20 protein-coding genes are annotated in these 21,644 nt (G+C 73.4%); 14 read left to right on the plus strand and 6 right to left on the minus strand.

The window, feature by feature from the left end; all coding sequences use genetic code 11:
• The first annotated feature begins 4 nt into the window (after positions 1 to 4).
• From pepF to QJR14_05065, 4 genes are all read left to right on the plus strand, one after another.
• Positions 5 to 1,831 carry an oligoendopeptidase F gene (gene pepF / locus QJR14_05050; protein ID MDI3316966.1) on the plus strand — a complete coding sequence of 609 codons (1,827 nt, stop codon included), beginning with the start codon at positions 5 to 7 and terminating at the stop codon, positions 1,829 to 1,831.
• Between the two features lie 34 nt (positions 1,832 to 1,865).
• Entirely contained in the window at positions 1,866 to 2,213 is a 348-nt protein-coding gene (locus QJR14_05055; protein MDI3316967.1) for a NifB/NifX family molybdenum-iron cluster-binding protein, read from the plus strand.
• Between the two features lie 178 nt (positions 2,214 to 2,391).
• Complete coding sequence (locus QJR14_05060; GenBank protein MDI3316968.1) at positions 2,392 to 3,378, plus strand: 4-hydroxy-3-methylbut-2-enyl diphosphate reductase; 987 nt, start codon at positions 2,392 to 2,394, stop codon at positions 3,376 to 3,378.
• 48 nt (positions 3,379 to 3,426) lie between these two features.
• A complete protein-coding gene (locus tag QJR14_05065) occupies positions 3,427 to 4,080 on the plus strand; it encodes a CBS domain-containing protein (GenBank protein ID MDI3316969.1) in 654 nt (217 codons plus the stop codon).
• 36 nt (positions 4,081 to 4,116) lie between these two features.
• Here QJR14_05065 and QJR14_05070 read toward each other — a convergent pair whose 3' ends face one another.
• From QJR14_05070 to QJR14_05080, 3 genes are all read right to left on the minus strand, one after another.
• Positions 4,117 to 6,186, minus strand: coding sequence for a S9 family peptidase (locus QJR14_05070; GenBank protein ID MDI3316970.1), 2,070 nt, complete (start codon positions 6,184 to 6,186; stop codon positions 4,117 to 4,119).
• 4 nt (positions 6,187 to 6,190) lie between these two features.
• Complete coding sequence (locus tag QJR14_05075; protein MDI3316971.1) at positions 6,191 to 7,069, minus strand: glycosyltransferase family 9 protein; 879 nt, start codon at positions 7,067 to 7,069, stop codon at positions 6,191 to 6,193.
• 149 nt (positions 7,070 to 7,218) lie between these two features.
• Positions 7,219 to 7,794, minus strand: a complete 576-nt coding sequence (locus QJR14_05080; protein MDI3316972.1) for a tryptophan transporter — start codon at positions 7,792 to 7,794, stop codon at positions 7,219 to 7,221.
• A gap of 561 nt (positions 7,795 to 8,355) precedes the next feature.
• Between QJR14_05080 and QJR14_05085 the strand changes: the two genes are divergently transcribed.
• From QJR14_05085 to QJR14_05100, 4 genes are all read left to right on the plus strand, one after another.
• Positions 8,356 to 8,655 carry a hypothetical protein gene (locus QJR14_05085; protein MDI3316973.1) on the plus strand — a complete coding sequence of 100 codons (300 nt, stop codon included), beginning with the start codon at positions 8,356 to 8,358 and terminating at the stop codon, positions 8,653 to 8,655.
• Between the two features lie 12 nt (positions 8,656 to 8,667).
• Positions 8,668 to 10,398: an AarF/UbiB family protein gene (locus tag QJR14_05090; protein ID MDI3316974.1), complete on the plus strand. Its 1,731-nt coding sequence runs from the start codon at positions 8,668 to 8,670 to the stop codon at positions 10,396 to 10,398.
• An 88-nt stretch (positions 10,399 to 10,486) separates the two neighbouring features.
• Positions 10,487 to 11,521: a phosphate--acyl-ACP acyltransferase gene (locus QJR14_05095; protein ID MDI3316975.1), complete on the plus strand. Its 1,035-nt coding sequence runs from the start codon at positions 10,487 to 10,489 to the stop codon at positions 11,519 to 11,521.
• Positions 11,518 to 12,576, plus strand: a complete 1,059-nt coding sequence (locus QJR14_05100) for a DAK2 domain-containing protein (protein MDI3316976.1) — start codon at positions 11,518 to 11,520, stop codon at positions 12,574 to 12,576. Before QJR14_05095 ends, QJR14_05100 begins: the two co-directional genes overlap by 4 nt.
• Here QJR14_05100 and QJR14_05105 read toward each other — a convergent pair.
• Positions 12,483 to 12,920: a hypothetical protein gene (locus QJR14_05105; GenBank protein MDI3316977.1), complete on the minus strand. Its 438-nt coding sequence runs from the start codon at positions 12,918 to 12,920 to the stop codon at positions 12,483 to 12,485. The genes QJR14_05100 and QJR14_05105 overlap by 94 nt on opposite strands.
• Positions 12,921 to 13,068: 148 nt before the next feature.
• A complete protein-coding gene (gene moaA / locus QJR14_05110) occupies positions 13,069 to 14,049 on the minus strand; it encodes a GTP 3',8-cyclase MoaA (GenBank protein ID MDI3316978.1) in 981 nt (326 codons plus the stop codon).
• Between the two features lie 190 nt (positions 14,050 to 14,239).
• Between moaA and QJR14_05115 the strand changes: the two genes are divergently transcribed.
• From QJR14_05115 to QJR14_05125, 3 genes are all read left to right on the plus strand, one after another.
• Positions 14,240 to 14,863 carry a hypothetical protein gene (locus QJR14_05115; protein ID MDI3316979.1) on the plus strand — a complete coding sequence of 208 codons (624 nt, stop codon included), beginning with the start codon at positions 14,240 to 14,242 and terminating at the stop codon, positions 14,861 to 14,863.
• A 161-nt stretch (positions 14,864 to 15,024) separates the two neighbouring features.
• Positions 15,025 to 16,218, plus strand: a complete 1,194-nt coding sequence (locus tag QJR14_05120; GenBank protein MDI3316980.1) for an amidohydrolase — start codon at positions 15,025 to 15,027, stop codon at positions 16,216 to 16,218.
• A complete protein-coding gene (locus QJR14_05125; GenBank protein ID MDI3316981.1) occupies positions 16,215 to 17,168 on the plus strand; it encodes a PD-(D/E)XK nuclease family protein in 954 nt (317 codons plus the stop codon). Before QJR14_05120 ends, QJR14_05125 begins: the two co-directional genes overlap by 4 nt.
• Here QJR14_05125 and QJR14_05130 read toward each other — a convergent pair.
• A complete protein-coding gene (locus QJR14_05130) occupies positions 17,102 to 17,512 on the minus strand; it encodes a thioredoxin family protein (GenBank protein MDI3316982.1) in 411 nt (136 codons plus the stop codon). The two genes, QJR14_05125 and QJR14_05130, sit on opposite strands and share 67 nt — an antisense overlap.
• Positions 17,513 to 17,692: 180 nt before the next feature.
• Between QJR14_05130 and QJR14_05135 the strand changes: the two genes are divergently transcribed.
• From QJR14_05135 to QJR14_05145, 3 genes are all read left to right on the plus strand, one after another.
• On the plus strand, positions 17,693 to 19,063 hold the full coding sequence (locus tag QJR14_05135) for an FAD-dependent oxidoreductase (GenBank protein ID MDI3316983.1): 1,371 nt from the start codon (positions 17,693 to 17,695) through the stop codon (positions 19,061 to 19,063).
• Positions 19,064 to 19,311: 248 nt separating this feature from the next.
• On the plus strand, positions 19,312 to 21,030 hold the full coding sequence (locus QJR14_05140) for a long-chain fatty acid--CoA ligase (GenBank protein ID MDI3316984.1): 1,719 nt from the start codon (positions 19,312 to 19,314) through the stop codon (positions 21,028 to 21,030).
• Positions 21,027 to 21,638: a TetR/AcrR family transcriptional regulator gene (locus QJR14_05145; GenBank protein ID MDI3316985.1), complete on the plus strand. Its 612-nt coding sequence runs from the start codon at positions 21,027 to 21,029 to the stop codon at positions 21,636 to 21,638. Before QJR14_05140 ends, QJR14_05145 begins: the two co-directional genes overlap by 4 nt.
• The last annotated feature ends 6 nt before the right edge of the window (positions 21,639 to 21,644 follow it).

The raw sequence follows: 21,644 nt of genomic DNA on the forward strand, positions 1-21,644 counted from the left end.
CGGCTTGGACGGCAACCCCGACAAGGAACGGGCCCGGGGCGCGGTGCCCGAGCGGAACGCCACCGATCCGCGCTACCGCTGGCGGGTGGAGGATCTCTTCCCCGACGAGGAGAGCTGGGAGAGGGCGCTGCAACAGGCGGAGGCGACGATTCCCCGGCTGGCGGCGCTGCGCGGCCGGCTCGCCGGCGGCGCCGGCGAACTGCTCGCCGTCCTCCGCGCGGCCGACGAGCTGGAGCTGGCGCTGGAGCGGCTCGTCGTCTACGCCAAGCTGCGCATGGACGAGGATCAGCGCGTCAGCCGCCACCAGGAGATGATGGACCGCGCCATGGCGGTGGCCACCCGGGCGGCCGAGGCGGGGGCCTTCATCGAGCCCGAGATCCTGGCCATCGACCCCGAGCGGCTCCGGCGCTGGCAGGAGGAGGAGCCCGGCCTCGCCCCCTACCGCCAGCGCTTGAGCGTGCTGGAACGCCTCCGCCCCCACGTGCGCTCGGCCGAGATGGAGGAGCTGCTGGCCTCGGCCGGCCAGATGGGCCAAGCCCCGGGGCGGATCTTCGAGGCCGTCCAGTACGCCGACATGCGCTTCCCCACCATCCGTGACGCGCGCGGCAAGGAAGTGGAGATGAGCCACGGGCGGTACACCCGCCTCCTGGAGGAGCCCGACCGGGAGGTCAGGCGGCGCGCTTTCGCCGCCATGGGCGAGACGCTGGCCCGGCACCGCCACACCCTGGCCGCCTCGCTCCAGGCGGAGGTGCGCAAGAACGTCTTCTTCGCCCGGGCGCGGCGCTACGGCTCGGCGCGGGAGGCGGCGCTGGCGCCCCACCAGATCCCGGTCTCGGTCTACGACAACCTGGTCCAGACCGTCCGTCGCCACCTGGACCTGCTCCACCGCTGGGTGGCGCTCCGGAAGCGGGCGCTGGGCCTGGACGAGATCCACCTGTACGACGTCTACGTCCCCGTCGACGCCGGCGAGGAGCGCCCCATCCCCTACGAGGAAGCGGTCCGCCTGGTGGAGGACGGCCTCCGCCCGCTGGGCGAGGGGTACCTGCGCGATTTCGACGCCGGCGTGCGCGGCGGCTGGGTGGACGTCTATGAGAACCGCGGCAAGGCGTCCGGCGCGTACACCAGCACCGTCTACGGGACACACCCCTACGTCCTGCTCAACTACCAGGAGAACCTGGACAGCGTCTTCACGCTGGCCCACGAGATGGGCCACGCCATGCACAGCTTCTACTCCAACGCCCGCCAGCCGTACCCCACGTCGCAATACGCCCTCTTCGTGGCCGAGGTGGCCTCCACCCTGAACGAGTCGCTCCTCATCCAGGAGATGCTGGAACGGACCCGGGACCCCATGGAGCAGCGCCGGCTCCTGGACCGCTACCTGCAGGCCTTCCGGGCGACGCTCTTCCGGCAGACGCTCTTCGCCGAGTTCGAGCAGCGGATTCACGAGCTGGTCGAGTCCGGCGGCGCGCTCCAAGCCGAGAACCTCTCCACGATCTACCACGACCTGAACGTCGACTACTTCGGGCCGGAGATGGTGATCGACGCCGAGATCGACCTGGAGTGGGCCAGGATCCCCCACTTCTACATGAACTTCTATGTCTACCAGTACGCCACCGCCTTCTCCGCCGCCACCGCCCTGGCCCAGCGGATCCGCCGCGAAGGCGAGCCGGCGCAGCGCAGATACCTCGACTTCCTCGCCAGCGGCAGCTCGCGCGACCCCCTGGACCTGCTCGAGGCCGCTGGCGTCGACCTGCGCCGGCCCGAGCCCATCGAAGAGGCGCTCGCCTTCTTCTCCCGGCTTCTCGACCGCTTCGAGGCAACGGGGCTATGATGGCGGCGAAGCCGGTCAAGTACCACAAGGGGGTATGGGTACTGTGAGGATCGCACTTCCTGTCGACGCCGACGGGCAGGTCTTCCCCCACTTCGGCCGGGCGCCGCGGCTGGCGGTGGCCACGCTGGAGGACGGGCAGGTGCACGACTGGCAGGTGCTGGAGGTCGACTGGGGCGCCTCCCACGACCGGGAACCCCACGGGGAGCACCACCGCCGGGTCTTCGAGGACCTGCGCGGGCAGGGCGTGGAGGTGGTCCTGGCCGGTGGCATGGGCGAGGGCATGGTCCGCTCCCTGAGCGGTGCCGGCGTCCAGGTGGTGCTGGGCGTCTCCGGCGACGCCCGCAGCGCCGCCGAGACGTATGCCGCGGAGCATGGCGCCTGAGCCTGCGGCCCCTGGTCGGAGAGCGCCGGTACCCGCCGGCGGCGCGTCATCCTCCCCGCTGTAGGGGACGGGCGGTGCCCCGTGACGGGCGCCGCCCGCCCCTTCCGTCCCTCGTCTCGCACCGGTCGGCTCCGCCTCCCGCCTCGTCTATACTCGGAGCAAGAGACGGGGTGGGGCCATGCAAGTCCTGAAGATCACACCGCGCGGCTACTGCTACGGCGTGGCCGACGCGCTGACGCTGGCGCAGCGGGTGGCGGCCGACCCCCGGGTGCCGAGACCGATCCACGTCCTGGGCATGATCGTCCACAACCGGCATGTGGTCGACTGGCTGCGCACCCTGGGTGTGGTCACCCTGGAAGGAAGCAACCGGCTCCAGCTCCTGGAGCAGATCGACCGGGGGACGGTCATCTTCACCGCCCACGGCGTCTCCCCCGAGGTGAAGCGGCGGGCGCGGGAGAAGGGGCTGCACGTGGTCGACGCCACCTGCCCCGACGTGACCCGCACCCACGAGGTGATCCGCCGCAAGGTGGCGGAGGGTTACGAGATCGTCTACATCGGCAAGAAGGGCCACCCCGAGCCCGAGGGAGCCATGGGCGAGGGCGGGGGCCACGTCCACCTGGTGGAGACCGAGCAGGACCTGGAGGCGCTGCCGATCCCTCCCGGCAGGGAGAAGGTGGCGGTGGTCACCCAGACCACCCTCAGCCAGTGGGATACGGCCGCTCTGATCGCGCAGGTGCGCCGGCGCTTCCCCGCGGCCGAGGTCTTCAACGAGATCTGCCTCGCCACGCAACTCCGCCAGAAGGCGGCGGTAGAGGAGGGGCGCCGCTGCGACCTGGTGATCGTGGTGGGCGACGAACAGTCGAACAACTCCAACCGCCTGGTCGACGTGGTCCGCCAGATCGCCGGGCGCCCCGCCTACCGCATAGGCTACGTGGGCGAGATCGACCCGGCCTGGTTCCGAGGCGCCCGCTGCGTGGGCGTCACCGCCGGATCGTCGACGCCCAGCCAGATCGTCAACGAGGTGATCGCCTACCTCGAGGGCTTCGATCCGGAGGATCCGGCCACCTGGGAGCGGCGCAGCCGCCTCGAGGAGGGGCCGCTCGCCATCCTCCCCGCTGCCAGGCGGTCCTCGGAACCCTCGTCCGGCGGCGCCGGGGCGGCATAGGAGAGAGGGCGGCGGACGGAGAATGAGCCGCTCTGAGGAGTGATGCCGTTGTTCGTCCGCAACTTCTGGCGGACGGACATCCTTTCCGTCCGGGTCGAGACGACGGCCGACGAGGCGCTGGCGGTCCTGCAGGACACGGGCGTCACCTCGCTGCCGGTGACGCGGGGGAAGGAGCTGGTGGGCGTCATCACCGCCCGTGCCGTCTACGACTGGGCGCTGGCCGGGCGCTTCCCGCCGGCCACCGTGGGCGACCTGATGGAGGAAGCGCCGGAACCGCTCCACCCCGACGACGTGATCGAGGCGGTGGCCGTCCGCATGCTGGGCGAGCCCCTCAACTTCCTGCCCGTGGTGGACGAGGGCGGCGAGCTGATCGCCATCGTCACCCGGGACGCCCTCATCGCCGAATTCGCCCGTCTCTTCGGCGCGGGCGAGGAGAACACGCGCTTCACCCTGGCGGCCGTGGAGCGACCCGGCCAACTGGAGCGGATCGCCCGCATCGTGGGCGCCCACGGCGGGAACATCACCCACGTGGTCACCCACCGGGCGGAGCGCGCCGGCGCCTACCTGATCATGCTCCGGGTCGACGTCGAGAGCCCCGGCGCCCTGGCCAAGGCCTTCGCCGAGGCAGGCTTCGGCGTCGTCGACGTCTTCAACTTCCGGAACGGCCGCCGGATCGGACTGGCCACGTCCCCGCAGGAGTGATCGCCCGGAGGCCGGGCCTCCGGGCGATCCCCCGATCTAGCCGCGTGGACCCGCCAGGTACTCTTCGAACCAGCCGACGATCCTTTCCAGCCGGTCGACCCGGTGCCACGGCTTCCCCGAGCGGGAGAGCTCGTGGCTCTCCCCCGGGTAGCGGACGAAGCGGACGGTCCTGCCCAGTTTCTTCAGGGCCGCGTAGAGCTGCTCCCCCTGTTCGATGGGGCATCGCCAGTCGTTCTCCGCATGGAGGATGAGGAGAGGCGTCCGGATCCGGTCCACGTACGTGAGCGGCGACATCCGCCGGTAGGGCTCCGGGTCGCGCCAGGGCAGCGCCCCGCCGAACATCTCGTCGTCCAGGAAGCCGAAGTCGCCGGAACCGAAGTCGCTCTCCCAGTTGACGACGCTGCGCATGGTGACGGCGGCGCGGAAGCGGTCGGTGTGGCTGACCGCCCAGTTGGTCATGAAGCCGCCGTAGCTTCCTCCCGCGATGCCCACCCGCTCGGGGTCGAGGCCGCCCCGGGCGAGGCCCGCGTCCAGCAGGGCCATCACGTCCTCGAAGTCGTCCGTCCCCCAGCGGCCGTGGATCGAGTTCCGGAAGGCCTCGCCGTACCCCTCGGAGCCGCGCGGGTTGGACCAGAGGACGGCGAAGCCGCGGGCGCGGAGGAGCTGGAACTCGAAGAAGAAGGCGCCCGTGTACATGGCCGCGGGGCCTCCGTGCACCTCCAGCACCGCCGGCACGGGCCGGGCCTGCGGACCGTTGTCCGCCGGCCGGAGGAGCCAGCCGTCGACCTCCGGGCTCCCGGGCTTCGCCCGGAAGGTGAAGTGCTCGGGTGCGCCCAGGTCGACGGAGTCGAGGAGCTCCGCGTTGATCCGCGTCAACCGCCGCAGTCCCTCCTCGTCCGGACGGCCGCGCCAGAGGTCGCAGGGCGTCCGTGCGTCCGTGCCGAGGGCGACGAAGAAGGAACGGTCGCGCGGCCAGGCCACGCCGAAAAGGCTCGGTTCCTCCGGCGTCAGCGCCTCCGCCCGGCCGTCCGCCACCGCCAGGCCGAAGAGCCGCGTGCTGCCGCGATCGGAGACCAGCGCGTAGATCCGGCCCCCGTCGGCGGACCAGGCGAGGCGGGCCCCGCCGTCGTGACCGCGGGTGTCGCCGATCGAGGCGTCCAGAAAGGAGCGGTCGGTGCCGCCGCTCAGGGAGCGGGCGGGCGAGGAACCGTCGGCGGCGACCAGCCAGACCTCGGCGTTCCCCTGCGAGCCGTCGGGGTGCTTCCGCGAGAAGAGATAGGCGATCCGCGCGCCGTCCGGCGACCAGGAGGGCGACCCGACCCCGCCCCCGCCCGCGCTCAGCCGGCGTGGCTCGCCTCCCTCCGCCGGGACCACGTAGAGGTCGGTCAGGTCCGGATGCATGTCGTCGCGCCGGGAGACGTAGGCCACCTGCCGGCCGTCCGGCGAGGGCGCCGCCTCCTCGTCGTCGTACTCGCCCGGCCCGGTCAGCCGTCGCAGCCGCTCGGGCCCGGCCGGCTCCCCGTCGGCCGGCATCTCCGCCAGGTCCAACAGGAAGAGGTGGGAGCGCTCCTGGAAGATGTAGCCCACGGTGTCGATGCGGTAGAAGATCCGGTCGATGACGCGGACGTCGCGGGTGTAGCGCTCCCGCTGGGCGCCCGCCTCCTCCGGGAGGGGGCCCTCTTCCTTGGGATCGGGCGGTTCGGGGCCGTCGCGGCCCTCGCGGACGGTGAGGAGGAGGCGCCGCTCGTCCAGCCAGGCGAAGTCGGTGATCCCCTTCACCCGCGTCAGCTGTCGCGCCTCGCCGCCGCCTGCCGGCATCAGCCAGATCTGGTCGGAGCCGGAGCGGTCGGAGAAGAAGGCGACCTGCCGCCCCCCGGGCGAGAAGCACGGGTGGCGGTCGCGGCCCTCCTCCGGCGGGTTGGTCCAGGGCAGCGGGGTTCCGCCCTCCAGGGGATCGACGGCGATCAGGCGGGAGCGGTACCGGTTCCGGCGGGGATCGACGGTGGTCTCGACGGCGAGAAGCCGGGAGCCGTCCGGCGACAGCTCCGGCTCCCCCAGGAAGCGGAGCCGCAGGAGATCCTCCGCTTCCAGAGCTCGCAACGGCATAGCTTCACCCCTTTCCCCCCGAGCCTACCACGCCGTTGCCACCGCCGCCCCGGCCCGTCGGACCCTCCATCTCCAGGAGGCCGAGGAGCGAGGCGAGGACCGCCGGCGGCCGGATCACCTCCATGCACACCTTCCACGGGCATTCCCAGTCAAGCGGCTGTTCCATGCAATTGAGCCCGCAGGCCCCCTGGACGGGGAGGGCGTTGGGGTAGGGAGGCGCCCAGAGCCAGGCCTGGGCGGGACCGAAGAGGACCACCGTGGGGCGCCCCTGGACGGCGGCCAGATGGGCGAGACCGTTGTCCACGGCGACCATCGCCCGTGCCGCGCTGATCAGGTCGAGCGTTCCCAGGATGCCGGCCTTGCCCAGGCGGGGCAGCCCCGCGCGGGCCAGCTCTGCCACCTGATGGGAATAGGCTTCCTCCGGGCGGCCGACCACGGCGACGCGCCAGCCGCGCCCCTCCAGGCCCGCCGCCAGCTCCAGCCAGTGGGCCGTCGGCCAGAGCTTGTTCAGCCGCCGGCCTCCCGGGGCCAGGAGGAGAAGGCGGTCCAGGTCGGCGGGATCGATCCCCGCCTCGCGCAGCTCCCCGGCCGCCGGCGGGCGGCGGACCAGCTCGGGCCGCCCGGGAGCGGGCGGGAAGCCGAAGATCCGCTCCAGCACCCGGAGCATGTGGATGGGGCCGAAGGCGCGGGTGAAGGCCTCCGAGCCCCACCACCAGCGCCGTTGCAGGGGGTGCTCGCGGAGGTCGAAGAAACGGATCCCGGCCGGGGCCCCCCCGCCTCGCCGGCGACCGCGCTCCGCCAGGAACCGTTCCACGGTCACCGTCCGGTCGACCCAGGGCGCCCGGGTGAGGAGCTCCGCCTGCACGGGGGAGGGGCAGGCCACGACCAGCTCCCCCTCCTCCCCCAGGCGCCGGAGGAAGGGGAGGGTGAGCGCCAGGTCGCCGATCCCGGCACCGTAGAGGCGGACCCAGCTCGCCCTGGCGCTCCCTGAATCCGTGCCGCTCGCCTCCTGCGCCGGCGACCGGACCGCCCTCAGCGACCCGGGCCCTGGAGGGCCGGGGAGCCGGTCAGGCGGCGCGCGGCGCGGGCGACGGGATAGAGGACGGCCACCACCACCGCGTTGGCCAGCGCGGCGGGCAGGACCACCGCCAGCAGCGTGGCGGGGAAGGCCGCCGCCGGGAAGACGCCCAGCACCATCGCCGTGCTCAGGAAGACCGTCCCGCTGATCAGCGTGCCGAGGACCGCCACCCCGATCGAGAGCAGGTTGGGCTGAAGCCGCGAGAAGAGCCGGATGAGGCCGACCAGCACCAGGGTGGTGACCAGTTTGTCCACCAGGTTGGGGATCTGGCCGCCGGGCATGCTGGTGGTGATGGCGGTGATGGCGCCCGCGGCCAGCCCGGCCGCCACGTCCAGCGTCACGTTCCGGTAGAGGAGCAGGATGATGAAGAGCATGCCCAGCACCAGGTCCGGCTTGACGCCCGCGTACAGGGCCGGCGTCACCACGTGGAGGACGTAGCCCACGGCCAGGAGGACCGCGGCCGTCACCAGGTCGACGACGCGCAGCGCCTCCCCCGGACCGCCCTCGCCTTGCCGCATCGCGCTCTGCATCGCCGTCCGACCTCCTTGGGCCCGGCGTCCGACCGGAGCCCTGTAGAAGAGACCGCCACCGCCCCGCCGGCCTCCACCGGCCCCCGCAGATGGGAGGGCGGGCGCGCCGGCCCCGGGTCCCCCGGATGCAAAAGGCTCCGTCCCTTGCGGGACGGAGCCTTCCGTGGTGCCACCCGGCTTCGCCGCCCGGAGGCGGCGCGCTCGACGGCGGCCCGCCTGCCGCGCGGCCCGGCCGGGGCCGGGCGTCGCGGTGGATGGAGCCGCCTCCCCCTCTATCGGCGGGGTCCCCGCCGGGCTCCCTCTCTCGTCCAGCCTGGGCTGCACGGAGGTTCGGCCCGGAGGCTCGCGGGTCCATTCGCCGGCTTCCCCGCGCCGGTTTCCAGCTTCCCGGCTCTCTGGGGCGGGGGTGCTCCGGGTACTCTTCCCGGTCATCGCCTGCTTCGGTCGCGGTGCGGTTATCAGTCCCACTATGCTCTTCCGGCCCATGCCCTGTCAACACGCCGGCGGCTGCTGCAGATCCGCGTGCCACCCGTGGTAAGCTCTGGCGCAGGAGGGATCGGCATGTTGGGAGCAGGCAGAAGGTGGCTTCGTCGTGCCGCCGGGCTCACCTTCGCCGCGGGCTTGGTCGCCAGCACCACGCTGGGGGCGGCCGCCGGGGCCGCGGTGGGCGCGGGCCTGCGCGAGCTGGGCCGCACCCGGCACCGGCGCGGGGAATTCGAGGACGAGGAGTTCCGGCGCCGGTTCCGCGAGTTCCGCCGGCGCATGGGCCACGCCTTCGAGGTCTGGCGCGACCCGCTGCCGGAGGAGCGGGGCGGGTCGGAAGGGTACCGGCCCTCCATCGAGCCCGAGGACGACGTCTGAGCCGATCGCCCGGTGAACGCCCTGCGTCGCAGCGCGACCGTCCTGGCGCTGGTCGCCGGCATCGCGCTGGAGTGGCTTTGGGTGGCGGCCCTTCACCGCCTGGGCCGGAGGGAGCAGGCGAGCCGCGTCGCCGCCCGTCTCCTGCCGGTCCAGGCGCGGCGGCTGCGCCGCGCCGCCCTGCGCCTCCAGGGGCTCCTGATCAAGGTCGGCCAGTTCCTGAGCACGCGGATCGACGTCTTGCCCGAATCCTTCACCAGCGAGCTGGCCGCCCTCCAGGACGTCGTCCCGGCCGCACCCTGGGAGGCGATCCGGCTTCGCCTGCAACAGGCTTACGGCCCTCCGGACTCGTGGCCTTTCGCGCGCGTGGAGCAGGAAGCGGTGGCCGCCGCCTCGCTGGCCCAGGTCCACCGCGCCTGGCTCGACGACGGGCGCCTCCTGGCGCTCAAGATCCTCCGGCCCGGCATCGAGCGGATGGTCGAGACCGACCTCTGGTCGCTGGGCGTGGCCGCCCGCCTGGCCGCCCGCTGGACCTCGTGGGGACGGCGCTACGACCTGCTCCGGATCTACCAGGAGTTCCGCGAGACCACCCTGGCCGAGCTCGACCTGCTCGGCGAGGCGGACCGCGCGCTCCGCTTCGCCGCCGACTTCGCCGGCCGGCGAGGCATCCGCGTCCCCCGCATCCACCGGGAGCTCTCCACCCGCACCACCCTGGCGATGAGCTACGAGGAAGGGATCCCCTGCGACGACGTGCGCGCCCTGGAAGCGGCGGGCATCGACCCGCGCCGGGTCGCCCACCGCCTGGTCCGCGCCACCATGCGCCAGATCCTGGATCACGGCTTCTTCCACGCCGACCCCCATCCGGGCAACGTCTTCGTCACCTCCGGGGGCGCCCTGCTCTACCTCGACTTCGGCATGATGGGCGAGGTCCGCCCCGAGGACCGGGAGGGGGTGGCCCACCTGCTCCTCTCGCTCCTGGGGCGGGATCCCGAGGGGATCGCCCAGGCGGTGGTCGAGCTGGACTTCGTCCGCCCGGGTGTCGACCGTGAGGCGCTTCGCCAGACCATGGCCTTCGCCATGGAGCGCCTCCTCTCCGCCAACACCGCCGAGGACCCCGAGGCCTTCGTCCGCTTCACCCACGAGATGGGCGACTTTCTCTACGCGCATCCCTTCCAGTTGCCGGCCCGCTACCTCTTCCTCGGGCGGGCGCTGGGCATGGTCGCCGGCACCTTCACCAGGCTGGCGCCGGGAGAGGACTTCATGGGCACCGTCCTGGAAGCGGGCCGCGAGCTCCTGCTGGGGAACGGCACCATCGCCCGCGGACTGGCGGGCGCCCTCCTCCCCGTGCGCGCCGGCTCCGCCGCGACGGCCGGCGCGGATCCGCCCTCCTCCCGCCCCGCAGGCGCCGGTGACCGCCTCCCCGGGCAGGTGCTCCTCGGCATCCTCCAGCCGTGGCTCCGCCTCCCCCGCACGCTGGAGACGATCCAGCGCACCCTCTCGGCGCAGGAAGCGCGGCAGAACCCCGCCTTCGCGGCCCATGCGGCCGAGGCCGGGGCCCGCACCCGGCCGGTCGAAGCGCGGCTGGTCGACCGCCTCGTCTGGGCCTGGTGGGCCGGCCTCCTCGGCCTCGTCCTCCTCTTCGGCCCGGCCGCCGGCGGGCTCGCCGCCGAGCCGCACTTCCGCCTGGGCGCCGCGGTGGCGGAGGCGGGAGCCCTCTTCCTGTGGCTGAGGACCTACCGGCGCTAGGCCGGGACCGGTTCTACCGCCTGGTATAGAGGGGCGACGCCGCCTCTCCCGAATCCCGCGGACGAAGCAGGGGAGAGGGGGCCGTCGCATGCCGGAGCCCGACCGACCGGTGCGGGTGGCGCTGGACGCGTTCTCCGGCGATCACGCGCCCGGGGAGCTGGTGGCCGGTGCCCTGGCGGCGCTGGAGGAAGAGCCGGGTCTGGAGGTCCTGCTGGTGGGACCGGGACCGCTCCTCCGCGAGGAGATCGAACGCCGCGGAGGAAGCGCCTGGCTCCGGTCGGGCCGGCTCCACCCGGTGGAGGCGGCGCGCCGCGTCGAGGAGGGCGAGAGCCCGGTGCGGCTGATCCAGCGGGATCCGGAGCTCTCCGTGGCCGTGACCGCGCGCCTGGTCCGCGACGGGCGGGCGGACGCGGGCGTCTCCGTCGGCCACACGGGCGCCACCCTGGCCGCGGCGACGCTGATCCTCGGGCTCCTGCCGGGGATCGAGCGCCCGGCGGCCGGTCTCGCGCTCCCCTTCGCCCCCCACACCTTCCTGGTCGACCTGGGGCCCAACGTGGACGTGACGGCCAGGCACCTGCTGGACTTCGCCCGCATGGGGGTCGTCTACGCCCAGACCTTCCTGGGCGTGCGCGAACCCACCGTGGCGCTCCTCGCCAACGGGCAGGAACGCGGGAAGGGGAACCGGCAGACCCGCGCCGCCTACGAGCTGCTGGAGCGGAGCGGCCTCCGCTTCCGCGGCTACGTGGAGGGGCAGGACGTGGTCCTGGGCAGCGCCGACGTGGTCGTGGTCGACGGCTTCACCGGCAACATCCTGCTCAAGTTCCTGGAGGGGCTGGCCGCTTACCTGGCCGGACGGCTGCGGGCGGCGGTGGCCGGGGCGGGACTGGCGCCGGCCGGGGAGCTGGGACGGCTGCTCGACCTGCTGGAGCAGCTGAGCGACGCCACGCAGCTGCCGAGCGTGCCCGTCCTGCTCGGCGTCGACGGGCTCTTCCTGCCCGGGCACGGGCGCTCCCGCGCAGCGCAGGTCCGGCACCTGCTGCGATCTGCCGCGGAAGCCGTGCGCAACGGCCTTCTGCCGCGGCTTCGGGAGGCTTTGCGATCCGAGGAGGCGATGCGGGGATGAGCACCTATCCCCTGGCGGAGGACCGCCAGCCGGCCGTCGCGTGGGATGGGCGCCGGCTGGGCGAGGTGCTGGAGACGGCGGCGGCGGAGTTCTCCCGCCATGCGGAGGAGATCAACCGGATCAACGTCTTCCCGGTCCCCGACGGCGACTCCGGGACCAACATGGAGAGGACCCTGGCGGCGGTGGCGCGGGCGGCCCAGCAGGCGGCGGCCGCCGGGGCCGGCGCGGGCGAGCTGATGCGCCAGGCCGCCCGCGCGGCGCTCCTGGGGGCGCGGGGCAATTCCGGGGTGATCCTGGCCGAGATCTTCCGCGGCATGTCGCGCCGCCTGGAGCAGCTGGCCACGCTCCGCCCGCGGGACATGGCGGAGGCGCTCGCGGCCGGCGCCGAGGCCGCCTACAAGGCGGTGGTGGAGCCGGTCGAGGGCACCATCCTGACGGCCATCCGCGCGGCGGCCGAGGCGACGGCCCGCTTCCGCCAGGAGCCGGCCGGCGGCATGGCCGAACTGCTGCGCACCGCGGCCGAGGCCGCCCGGGAGGCGACCCTGCGCAGCCCGGAGCTGCTCCCCGTCCTGCGCGAGCGGGGCGTGGTCGACGCCGCGGCCAAGGGCCTCGCCATCTTCCTGGAGGCGGCGGCGGCCCAGGCCAGCCGGATCGAGGCCGAGGGCCGGGCAGGCTGGCAGGAGGCCGGGGCGAGCCCGGCGGAAGAGCCGCTCGCGGGGGACGGCGCGGGAGCCACCGTCCAGGGAACGCCGGCGGCCCGGGCGCCCCGGGCACCCTTCTACGGCCAGGAGGTCCAGCTGCTCCTCTTCACCACGCTGCCCGAGGGCGAGGTGCGCAGCCGGCTCGAGCCCCTGGGCGGCTCGCTGCTGGTCATCGGCGAGCCGGGCCTCTACCGGGTCCACATCCACACCCGCCGGACGGCGGAGGTGTTGGAGAGCTGCCGGGCCATGGGCCGGACCGATCAGGAGACGGTGGAGGACCTGGACGAGGAGGCCGCCCGCGCCGAGGCCGGGTCCCACCTCCGGGGCGACGAGCCTGGGGGCGGTGCTTCCTGACCGAGGGCGTGCCAGTCGATGGGCGTCTCACTCATGTAGAGCTTGGCCAAGTGGCCCGCCGAATCCCAGCCGAAGTAGACGTAGCCGCCCCGAAGGGGCAGCTCCACGATGCTCAGGCTCCCGGAGACGGAGGGATCGAAGGGGACGACCACCCGTCCCGAGCCGGTCCGGGGATGCTGGCGAAGCCAGGTGCCCACGGCCTCCAGCGCCTGCCGGGAGGGATGGTCGCCCAGGCTGAGCAGCTGGGCTCCCTCCACCATCTCCGTGTCCGGGCGGAGAAGTCCCTCGAGCGGGTCGCCCGAACCCTGGAGGAGCCGGTCGTAGACGGCGACGCTCCGCCCCACCAGAGGGTCGGAGCTGCCCGCCGGCGTCGGTCTCCTCGCTGCCGGCGCCCGGCCCGCCCCGCAGCCGGCGCCGCCCGCGACAAGGGCGGCGACCAGCACCCAGAGCGCCAGGCACCGCCCCAGGCGGGCGGCCCGCTCACCGGCCCGCTCAGCCGCCGATGGCGTACATCGCCCGTTCGGGCGGGCGGAAGCCCGTCTGGTTGATGAGATGGCCTTCCCACTTGCTCCAGACTGCATCGCGCATCACCGCGGCCAGTTGCTGATCGTCGGCCCCGGCGCGGAGAGGCCCGCGCAGGTCGGCCTCCGCCAGGGCGAAGAGGCAGTTGCGGATCTTCCCGTCCGCGGTGAGGCGGATTCGATCGCACTGGCGACAGAACGGCTGGGAGACGCTGGCAATGATCCCGAACACGACGCCGGCCGCGCGATAGAGGCGCGCCGGCTGGTGCGGGTCGGCCTCCACGGCCTCCACCGGCCCCAGCTTCGCGGCCTGCGCCAGGATCTCGCCGGCGGTCACCACCCGCTCCCGGCTCCACTGCCGGTCGCCGTCCAGCGGCATGAACTCGATGAAGCGGAGAAGGACGCCGTTCTCCCCGCTCCATGCGATCAGGTCGGCCACCTCGTCCTCGTTGACTCCGCGCATCAGCACGGTATTGATCTTGACGGGGAAGCCGGCCGCCCGGGCGGCGCGGATCCCCTCCAGCACACGCTCCAGGCTGTCGCGCCGGGTCAGCTCGGCGAACCGTTCCCGGCGCAGGCTGTCCAGGCTGATGTTGACGCTCTTCAGACCGGCCGCGCGCAGCGCCTCCGCCTTCTCGGGCAGGAAGTAGCCGTTGGTGGTCATGGAGAGGTCCTGCAGGCCCTCGATGGCCGCCAACTGCCCGACCAGGACCTCCAGCTCCGGCCGGGCCAGGGGCTCCCCACCCGTCAGGCGGACGCGCCGGACCCCGAGGCCGACGGCCACCCGGGTGACCCGGGTGATCTCCTCGAAGCTGAGGATCTCGCCCCGGGGCAACCAGCGGACGTTCTCGCTGGGCATGCAGTACTGGCAGCGAAAGTTGCAGCGGTCCGTGACGGAGATCCGCATCTTCCGGACGACGCGACCGAACCGGTCGACAAGCTCCGCTCCCAATCTCGTCACTTCCCCTGCCGTCCCGGCTTCGCCACGAAGCTGGCGACGACTCTGCTGTCCAGACTCTAGCACCGCGCCTGCCTTCCTGACGAGACGGGACGTCGCCGGGGGCGAGGCGCCGCGGCGGCGCCCCCCCACGTTGTGCGGGTCGGGCGATCGGAGATACCTTGAGGGTTGAAGGAGATGCCGTATGAGCCACCGAGCCATCGATCGCCGGGCCAAATGGGTCGCCCTCCGGAATTACGCCGGCTCCGCGCCCATGGACGTGGGGCGCGTCGCCCTCCTCGCCTTCCTGGCGGGTCGCCTGGACCAGGTCCACTTCGTCCGCGACCTGGAAGGGGCTCGCGTGACGCTGCGCCTGACCCAGTCGCGCCGTCTCGTGGTGCCGGGGCCTCCCTTCCAGGCGGTGGTGGACGGCGTGCCCATCCCCAACCCCATGCTCTTCATCGCCGCCATGGCGGAACGCGACGACGCCATCTACGTCCAGCTGGAGTTCGACGGCGCCGAGGACGCCGACTGGTACCAGGCGGTGCTGGAGGAGAGCGCCGGGGAAGCGGGCGGGAACCTGGAGGAGGATCCGCGCTGGCGGATCGAGCTCCTGCGCGAGCGCGTCAACCATGCCCTGGACGTCTACCGCGAGTGCCGGCGCCTCCTCGCCGAGGGCCATCCCGAGCGCGAGGCCGAGCTCAAGTTCTTCCTGAGCATGGCGCGGACCGAGATGGCCGACCTGAGCCGCGAGATCCGCGAGCTGGGCGCGCAGCTGCCCCATCCCGAAGGCGAGCCGCCCGGCCCTCCCGAGCCGCCCTCGCTCTGAGCCCCGACCCTTCCGGGGCGCGCAGCGCCCGCCGCCGCCCGTCCCGCCCGGCAAGGCCCGGGCAGGGAGAGGCCGGTCTCTCCCGAAGAAGTACCCCCGTTGGACGTCCCGCAGCCCGCCCTTCCGGTTCGCGGGCTGCGGGACAGCAGAGGGGGTCGACCATGGCAGAGGCAGAACGAGTGCTCGCGATCACGGGCGGCCGCGTGGTGACGGTGAGCGGGCCCACCTACGAGCCCGGTACGGTCCTCGTCCGGAACGGGCGGATCGAGGCGGTGGGACCGGCGGACGATCCGGCGCTGGCACCCCCGCCGGGCGCCGAGCGGATCGACGCCGGCGGGCGCTGGGTGACGCCGGGCTTCATCGACGCGCACAACCACTCGGGCGTCCACGAGGAAGCCAACGGTCCCGCCGGCTCGGACGGCAACGAGATGACCGACCCCGTCACCCCGCAGCTCCGCGCCATCGACGCCATCAACCCCGAGGACGAGGGCATCCGCGACGCCCTCCGTGGCGGCGTCACCACCGTATGGATCACGCCCGGCAGCGGCAACGCCATCGGCGGCCAGGGGTCGACGCTCCACACCTCCGGCCGGACGGTGGAGGAGATGCTGCTGCGCGAGTTCTCCGGCCTGAAGATGGCGCTGGGCGAGAACCCCAAGCGCGTCTACGGCGAGCAGAAGCGGATGCCCTCGACCCGCATGGGAACCGCCTACGTCATCCGCGAGGCCTTCGTCCGCGCCCAGGAGTACATCGAGAAGGTGGAGAGGGCCCAGGGCGACCCGGAGAAGCGCCCGGCCCGGGACCTGAAGCTGGAGGCGCTGGCGCGGGTGCTGCGGAGGGAGGTGCCGGTCCGCAACCACTGCCACCGCGCCGACGACATCCGGACCGCCCTCCGCCTGGCCGACGAGTTCGGCTACCGGCTGGTGATCGACCACGGCACCGAGGCGCACAAGCTGGCCGACGAGCTCGCCCGCCGCGAGGTCCCGGTGGCCTGGGGTCCGGCCACCACCTCCCGCAGCAAGGTGGAGCTGCGCGACCGCAGCCTGCGCACCCCCCGCGCCCTGGCCGAGGCGGGTGTCCGCTTCGCCATCATGACCGACCACCCCGTCATCCCGGTCTGGCTCCTCCGCATCACCGCCGGCCTGGCCGTGGGCGAGGGCCTGGACGAGGAGGTCGCCTTCCGCGCGCTCACCCTGGTACCGGCCGAGATCACCGGCGTGGCCGACCGGGTCGGCTCGCTGGAGGTGGGCAAGCTGGCCGACGTCGTCGTCTGGGACGGCCACCCCTTCGAGGTGCGGAGCCATCCCGAGCGCGTCCTCATCGAGGGGCGGACCGTCTGGAGCACGGAGGCGTGAGCCCCCTGCCCGCCCGGCCCGAGCCCCGGCCCGGGCGAGACCCCGGTGGCCGGCCGGCCCCCCGGGCCGGTCGCGACCGGGGTCCGGGCGACCTCCAGCTCGCGCTCCTGCCCCCCGACGAGTCTCTCGTCCTGAGTGCCACGCGGCTCGACGTCTGGCGCAGCTGCCGGCGGCGCTACCTCTTCCAGTACGTCCAGCGACTGCCCGCCCGGACGACAGAGCCGCTCTGGATCGGCCGCCTCGTCCACCGGGTGCTGGAACGGCTGGTCGCCCTCCCCCCCGCCGAGCGGCGCGAGGAGGCCGCCCTCGCCCTCCTCGACCGGCTCTGGCCCGAGGAAGCGGACCGGCGGAGCGCCTTCCCCTCCCCGGAGCGCGAGCAGGCGGCGCGCCAGCGCGCCCGCGCCATGCTGGCCGCCTGGGTGCGCCGCGAGCGGGCGAGGCTGGGTCCCGACAGCCGCCTGGTGGGGCTCGAGCTGCCCCTCAGCCTGCGCCTGGGCGACGGCCTGGCCTTCACCGGCCGGATCGACCGGCTGGAATGGCGAGAAGGCGGGCTCGAGCTGGTGGACTACAAGACCGGTCGCCCGCGGAGCGCGCCGGCGCTCCGCCGCGACCTGCAGGCCGTCGCCTACGCCTGGCTCGTGGAGAGCGTCTGGGGTCGCCCGGTCGAGCGCGTGACCTTCTGGTTCCTCGCGGTCGACCGCCTCGTCACCTTTCCGGTCGACCGCGAGGCCGCCTCGGCCCTGCCCGATCGGCTGCGCGCCGAGGGCCGGGCGATCCGGGAGGAGAGGCTCTACCCCGCCCGTCCCGGTCCGGCCTGCCGCTGGTGCGACTACCTCGCGCTCTGCCCGGAGGGGCAGCAGGCGGCCCGGCGCCTCGCGTCGCGTCAGGCGGGCGGATCGGCCGGGGCGGCCCCCTCCCAGGCTGCGCGGAGCAGCGACTCGGGCAGGTAGGCGCGGATCATGTAGTAGAGGTCGTCGGGCGTGCGGGCGCCGAACCAGGTATGGACCGGTTCGCCCCGGATCAGGAGCTTCAGCGTGGGCGCCGACGAGACGGCGAAGCGCTCCACCAGCCGCCTCGACTCCTCCACCCAGAGCCGGTACACCGGAAAGGGCGGCAGCGCCGGCAGGACCGCCTCCAGCGCCCGCTCCAGGAGGCCGCACTGACCGCAGGTGGGCGTGACGAAGAGCAGCGCCATCACCTCCGGCGGCCGCCGGAGGAGCGCCTCCACCTCTTCCTGGGGAACCTCCAGAATGCCGGTCGCCTTCTCGGCCTCCCTTCCGGCCGTCTTCGACAAGGAAGCCATCTCCATCACCCCGTGGCGGCGTCTTCCCCCCGGTGAGCGACGCCGCCTTCTCCCTCCCCGCGTCGAAGCAGGGTTGCGAAACCCCACCGGGTATCTCTAGCATAACGCCCCAGGCAAGGGGCCTGGAGGACCCGCTTCCTGCCGGGGAGAACGCGTCGAGGAGGCAGAGGCATGACCCGCTACATCGTCGCAGGCGGAGTCGCCGCGGGCATGAGCGCGGCTTCACGCATCCGGCGGCTCGACCCGGAGGCCGAGATCCTCGCCTTCGAGCGGAGCGGCTACGTCTCCTACGGGGCCTGCGGCCTCCCCTATTTCGTGGAGGGGCTGGTCGAGCGGCCGGAGCAGCTGGTCACCTACTCGCCCGAGACCTTCCGCAGCCAGCGCCGCATCGACGTGGCCGTCCACACCGAGGTGGAGCGGATCGATCGCGAACGTCACGAGGTGACGGTGCGAGACCTGGAGAGCGGAGAGCCCCGGCGGCTCCGGTACGACCGGCTGATCCTGGCCACGGGTGCCCGCCCCTCGGCCCCTCCCATCGACGGCCTGGACCTGGAGGGGGTCCACGTCCTCCGCCTGGTGGAGGACGGCATCCGGCTGCGCCGGGCGCTGGAGGAGCGACGCGGCCGGGCGGTCATCCTGGGCGGCGGCTACATCGGCCTGGAGGCGGCGGAGGCCGTCCGCAAGCGGGGTTGGGAGGTCACCCTGGTGGAGGCGCTTCCCCAGGTGATGGCCACGATGGACCCGGAGCCGGCCCAGGCGGTCGCCCGCGAGCTGGAACGGAACGGGATCGAGCTGCGGCTGGGCGAGCCGGTCCTGGGCCTGGAGAGCGACGGGTCGGGGGCCGGGAAGGGCCGCGTCCGGCGCGTCGTCACCCGCGCGGGCTCCGTGGAGGCGGACCTGGTCCTGGTGGCCACGGGCGTCCGCCCCAACAGCGAGCTGGCTGCCGAGGCCGGCATCGCGACCGGCGTGCGCGGTGCGATCCGCGTCGACGCGGAGATGCGGACCTCCGATCCCGATGTCTGGGCGGCCGGCGACTGCGCGGAGAGCTTCCACGCGGTGACCGGGCGGCCGGACTGGATCCCGCTGGGAACGACGGCCAACAAGCAGGGGCGGATCGCGGGCGAGAACGCCGCCGGCGGCCACGCCCGCTTCCCCGGCGTCGCCGGCACCGCCATCGTCAAGGTCTTCGACCTGGGCGTGGCGCGGACCGGCCTCTCGCTGGCGGAGGCGCAAAGGGCAGGGCTGGAGGCGGAGGCGGTCGACGCGCTCCAGCGCTCCCGGGCCGGATACTACCCGGGGGGCGGCCGGGTGGCCGTCCGGCTGGTGGTGGAGCGGGCCAGCCGCCGGTTGCTGGGCGGGCAGCTGACCGGGCCGGTGGACGCGGTCAAGCGCGTCGACACCCTGGCCGCCGCCCTCTACGGTCGCTTCACCGTCGACGACCTGTACGGCCTGGACCTGGCGTACGCGCCGCCCTTCGCGCCGGTCTGGGATCCCCTCCTGATCGCGGCCCGGCAGGCGCTGCGCGGCGCCGGCGCCGACTGAGGAGGGCCCCGCCCGGGGCCCCGCCGGACACGCTCCGCCTCCGGGACATGGCCGCGGGGCCCGCCTCCTTCCACCGTCCTCCATCGGGTGAAGACCCGATGCGCTTGCAGGGATCGCACCCTAGGCAGCGTATCCGTGATAGTGAATGAACGTTCATTCAGTGAAACCGGCCGGGAGAACGCCGGCGGGCGCAGGAGGGAGGGGATGGCTCCCCGGTCGCGGCCGCCGAGCAGGGAGGGGTGGCTGCCATGGATGAGACGACGCGCTCCGTGGAAGAGGCTGCCGCGATCTACGGCTCCGCGCCTTGGGCGAGCGCTTACCCGCCCGACGTGCCGCTGCACCTGGAGTACCCGCAGCTCAGCCTGGCCGACCTGCTGGAGCAGGCGGTCCGCCAGGCGCCCGAGCGCGAGGCGGTCCGCTTCTTCGGCCGCGGCACCCGCTACGGGGAGCTGGGCCGGCGCGTGCGGCGCTTCGCCGCCGCGCTCTATGCGCGGGGGGTCCGGAAGGACGAGCGGGTGGCGATCATGCTGCCCAACGCGCCGCAGCTGGTGGTCGCCTACTTCGCCACGCTCCGGCTGGGCGGGGTGGTGACCCTGGTCAACCCGCTCTACACGCCCCGCGAGATCCACCACCAGCTGGTCGACTCCGGCGCCCGCTGGCTGATCGCCCTCGACCTGACCTGGCCCCGCCTGGAGGAGGCGGTGCGGGGGTCTGCGGTGGAGCGGGTGATCGTCGCCGCGGTGGAGGATGAGCTCGGTTTCCCGCTCGGCTTCCTGGCGCGGCTCCGGAAGCCGAAGCTGGAGATCCGGCCGACGCTGGCCGGGGTCCCGGTGGAGCGCTTCCCCGACCTGGAGCGGGAGCAGTCGCCGGAGGCACCGCCGGTCCAGGTGGCCCCGGAAGACCTGGCGCTCCTGCAGTACACCGGCGGCACCACCGGCGAGCCGAAGGGGGCGATGCTCACCCACCGGAACCTGGTGGCCAACGCGGTCCAGTGCGTCGCCTGGGTGGGGGCCGAGGGGGTCCAGCGGATCCTGGGGGTCCTTCCTCTCTTCCACGTGTACGGGCTGACGACGGTGCTCAACTACGGCATCGCCAGCGCCTCGACGCTGATCCTCCTCCCCCGCTTCCAGGTGAAGGAGGTGCTGGCCACCATCCAGAAGGAGCGGCCCACCGTCTTCCCGGGCGCGCCCACCATGTACGTGGCCCTCAACACCTCTCCCGACGTCCACCGCTACGACCTCTCCTCCATCCGGGCCTGCATCTCGGGCTCGGCCCCGCTCCCGGTGGAGGTGCAGAAGGAGTTCGAGGCGCGCACGGGCGCCCAGGTGGTGGAGGGCTACGGGCTGACCGAGGCCTCGCCGGTCACCCACGCCAACCCCTTCCGCGGCGGACCGGTCCGCATCGGCACCATCGGCATCCCCTGGCCGGACACCGAGGTGCGCGTCGTCGACGAGGCGCACCGCCCGGTCCCGCCGGGGGAGGTGGGCGAGCTGGCGGTGCGCGGTCCGCAGGTGATGAAGGGCTACTGGAACCGCCCGGAGGCGACGGCGCAGGTGCTGGACGAGGAAGGCTGGCTCTACACGGGCGACCTGGCGGTGATGGAGGAGGACGGCTACTTCCGCATCGTCGACCGGAAGAAGGACGTGATCATCGCCTCCGGCTTCAACGTCTACCCGCGGGAGGTGGAGGACGTGCTCCACCAGCATCCCGCCGTGCTGGAGGCGGTGGTGGTCGGCGTCCCCGACCCCTACCGCGGCGAGACGGTCAAGGCGTTCGTCCGGCTCCGGCCCGGCGCCAGCGCCACCCAGGAGGAGATCGTCGCCTTCTGCCGCGAGCGGCTGACACCCTACAAGGTGCCGAAGCTGGTGGAGTTCCGCGACGAGCTCCCCAAGAGCACCGTCGGCAAGCTCCTCCGCCGCGTGCTGGCCGAGGAGGAGCGGCAGAAGAGCCGCCGGAGCGAAGCGTGAGCCGGACGACGCAGGCGGAGCGGTACCAGGGGATCCTGCGCGCCGCGGCGCAGATCATCGCCCGGCGCGGCTACCACGGGGCGCGGATCAGCGACATCGCCCGGGAGGCGGGCGTCGCCGACGGGACCGTCTACCTCTACTTCGCCAACAAGGAAGACGTGCTGATCGCGGTCTTCCGCGAGGGGATCGGCGGTTACCTCCGCCACCTGGACGAGCAGCTGGCGGGCGCCCCCGACGCCCGCGAGGAGCTTCGCCGCCTGGTCGTCTCGCACCTGGGCTACCTGGGGAGCCACCGCGAGTTCGCCCAGGTGACCCAGATCGAGCTCCGCCAGTCCGACGGCAAGATCCGCCGGGCCATCGACGCCATCATGGATCCGTACTTCCGTCGCATCGACCGGATCGTCGAGCGCGGGCGGCAGGAGGGGCTCTTCCTCCCCGACGTGGACCGCCGCGTCGCCCGGCGCATGATCTTCGGCACCCTCGACCAGTGCGTCACCTCCTGGGTGATGTCGCGCCACCCCTACGAGCTGGCCTCCATCGCGCCCGAGGTGACGCGGCTCCTCCTGGGCGGGCTGGAGGGGCGGGCCGATCAAGCCTCAACGCCGTGAAGGGAG

The organism is Bacillota bacterium (assembly GCA_029961055.1).
Lineage (GTDB): Bacteria > Bacillota > Sulfobacillia > JAIMAT01 > JAIMAT01 > JAIMAT01.